The sequence below is a fragment of the Polaribacter sp. genome, from assembly GCF_965656025.1.
GTDB lineage: Bacteria > Bacteroidota > Bacteroidia > Flavobacteriales > Flavobacteriaceae > Polaribacter.
The window spans coordinates 1,347-4,579 of the sequence record NZ_CBFHJT010000107.1 but is presented as its reverse complement, the minus strand read 5'-3'; the positions used below and the strand labels follow the sequence as shown (position 1 = coordinate 4,579).

3 protein-coding genes are annotated in these 3,233 nt (G+C 32.7%); all 3 read left to right on the top strand.

From position 1 onward, the window contains the following. A partial coding sequence (locus ACTG3S_RS13905; protein WP_439129935.1) for a choice-of-anchor B family protein occupies positions 1 to 1,024 on the top strand: 1,024 nt, incomplete at its 5' end. Positions 1,025 to 1,030: 6 nt separating this feature from the next. After that, positions 1,031 to 2,350: a hypothetical protein gene (locus tag ACTG3S_RS13900; RefSeq protein ID WP_439129934.1), complete on the top strand. Its 1,320-nt coding sequence runs from the start codon at positions 1,031 to 1,033 to the stop codon at positions 2,348 to 2,350. Further along, positions 2,347 to 3,090, top strand: coding sequence for an MbnP family protein (locus tag ACTG3S_RS13895; protein WP_439129933.1), 744 nt, complete (start codon positions 2,347 to 2,349; stop codon positions 3,088 to 3,090). Before ACTG3S_RS13900 ends, ACTG3S_RS13895 begins: the two co-directional genes overlap by 4 nt. Positions 3,091 to 3,233: the final 143 nt, after the last annotated feature.

Sequence of the window (3,233 nt, the reverse complement as noted above, 5' to 3'; positions counted from 1 at the left end):
ACAAGGTAATGATTCTTGGGGTTGGGTAGACCCATCTACAAACAAAGAATATGCTTTAATGTGTACTAACTTAGGGGTTTCTTTTGTAGATATTACTGATCCTGCAAAAACAACAATAATTGGTTTTTTAAAAACAAGAACAGAAAGTAGTTCTTGGCGAGATGTAAAAGTGTATAACAATGTTGCCTATATTGTAAGCGAAGCCGCAAATCATGGGATGCAAATATTCAACTTAAATAGATTGAAAGAAGTTACAAATCCCCCTGTAGAATTTACTGCAGATGCCGCATATACAGGTTTTGGAAGCGCCCACAACATTGTAATAAACGAAAGTGAAGGTTATGCATATCCTGTTGGAACATCAAGAGGAGGAGAGTTTAAAGGTGGTCCTTTATTTATAAATATACAAGATTCTTTTGCACCAGTAGACGAAGGTGGTTTTATCAACTACTCACATGATGCCCAAGTAGTAACCTATAATGGGCCCGATTTAGATCATAAAGGCAAAGAAATTTTAATTGGTAGTAACGAAAACGAAGTGGTAATTGTAGATGTTACAGACAAAGCAAATCCCATAAAATTATCTTCCATAACTTACCCAAATATTGGGTACACACACCAAGGTTGGTTTACAGAAGATTTTAAATATTTTCTTTTAGGTGATGAGTTAGATGAAAGAAACAGAGGTAGCAATACCAGAACCATTATTTTCGATTTTACAGATTTAGACAACCCTTTGTATCATTTTGATTATTTAGGCAAATTTGCAGCCATAGACCATAATGGTTATGTAAAAGGAAACCTGTTTTTTCAAGCAAATTATACAGCTGGTGTAAGAATAATTGACATTACCAACATAGAAAATAAAGATATAGAAGAAGTTGGTTTTTTTGATACTTATCCAGAAAATAACAACACAGGTTTTGATGGTGCTTGGAACGTATATCCTTATTTACCAAGTGGAAACATTATTATTAGCGATATCAATCGTGGTTTATTTATCATTCGAAAAAGTAAATCTTAACTAATTTTGAAATCTTTTCTAGCCCTTTGTAGTATTCTTTTTTTAAGTTGTTCTAACGATTTTGGTATAGAAAAAAGCCCAATTAACACATCACAAAAAGCAACAATTAAAACATTTGGTGGGGCTAAAAATGATGTTTTTAATGCCATTAAAAAAACAGCAGATGGTGGTTACATAATTGCAGGGTACACTCAAAGCAATAATGCAGATGTTGGCATAAAAACAAACACTTCTTTCGATTTTTGGGTACAAAAATACAATGCACAAAACAGTTTAGAGTGGCAAAAAACATTTGGAGGTTCCAATGATGATAGAGCTGCTGACATCATTCAAACTTCTGATGGTAATTTTGCAGTTTTAGGCTATACAACAAGTTCAGATGTTGATGTATCTGCAAATGCAGGAGCACAAGATTTTTGGCTCATTAAAATTTCTGCAACAGGCAATCTTCTTTGGGAAAAAACATACGGTTTTTCTGGTGCAGATTATGGCACAAAATTGCTAGAAACAAGTGCTGGTGGTTTTATACTAACTGGTGTTTTAGATGTAACAGCTTCTGGTGGACAAGGAAATGCAAAATCCAATAGTGTAAAACATGCTGGTGGAGATTATTGGGTAATTAAAACAGATAATGCAGGTACATTGAAGTGGAGCAAATATTTTGGGGGGTCTTTTACAGATACGCCTTTAGGTGTTGTAGAAACTGCAGACAATCATTATCTAATTGCAGGCTCATCAGACAGTAACGATTTTAACATTACCAATAACAAAGGCTCGTATGATTATTGGGTAACTAAAGTTTCTAATTCAGGAATATTGGTTTGGGAAAAAAGTTTTGGCGGTTCAGAAATAGACGAAGCCAGAGCAATAACCACTACAAATGATGGAGATTTTATAATTGCTGGAGATACTAGAAGTTCCGACAAAGATGTAACTACCAATAATGGTGCTGCAGATGTTTGGGCTGTAAAAATTTCTACAGAAGGCAATTTAATTTGGCAAAAAACTTATGGCGGTACTAGTTTTGATGCTGCTAGAGCCATTTCTAAAACAGAAGACAATGGTTTTTTAATTGCGGGTAGTTCTAGAAGTTTAGACAATAATTTTGAAAATAAAGGGCAAAATGACGCATTAATTTTAAAAATTGATGCCAATGGAAATCTACAATCACAACAAACTTTTGGGGGTTCAGAAATCGACTTTTTATATGGCATTACCCAATTAAATAACAATACCATTATTGCTGTTGGAGAAAGTAGTAGCTCAGACCAAGATATATCTGAAAACAAAGGTTTTACAGACGCATTAAAAATTATATTAGAATGAAAAAACTACTGACAATTATAGTATTCATAACACTAACTTTTTATGGTTGTAAACAACAAACCGATTGTTGTGTCATGCCTCCATCCGTAAATATAATATTTACCCATAATTGGGATGGAACTCCTATTACAGAACAAGATTTTAATCAATTTAAATTTACCAATGCTAATGGCGAAAAATTAAGTATAGAAAGATTAAGATACCTTGTTTCTAACATTAGTTTAAATGGTAATAAAAATTACTTTTTAGTGAATGTTGGTGAAAATTCTGGGCAAGAAATTACCATTTCAGATATTGCCGATAGCAACAAAAAACTAACGTTTACATTTGGGTTTAAAGATGAAGATAATATCGACGGTGTTTATCAATTTTTAAATTCTGTCAATTTTAACGTGCCACCAGAGTTGGGTGGTGGTTATCATTACATGCAATTCGATGGTAAATATTTAGACATAAATAACCAAGAAACTGGTTTTAATTATCACGCAATTAGAGCAGTAGATAAAACAGACCCAGATAATTTAATATTTGAAGACACTTCTTTTGAGGTAGATTTAGGTCGTATCGAATTTAAAGAAAACGCAACCATAGAAATTAAGGTAAACATTGCAGAGTGGTTTAAAAATCCAAATACATGGAATTTAAACGAACTTAATACAGTTTTAATGCCCAATTTTGAGGCTCAGAAATTAATGAGTGCCAATGGAAAATCGGTTTTTTCTTTGGGTAAAGTAGACTAAATTAAAGAATAATAACAAACATTTAGTTCGAGTGATTTCGCTTTTTTGCGAAATTGTATTAGGAACTTTTCGAAAAATGAAAAACAGGTATTTATTTCTTCTTATCACTTTTTTTCTTCTGATGAATTGCACATCAAAAGAAC

Coding starts and splice junctions, on each gene's coding strand:
- ACTG3S_RS13895 (WP_439129933.1), top strand. CDS start 2,347: ATGAAAAAACTACTGACAATTATAGTATTCATAACACTAACTTTTTAT.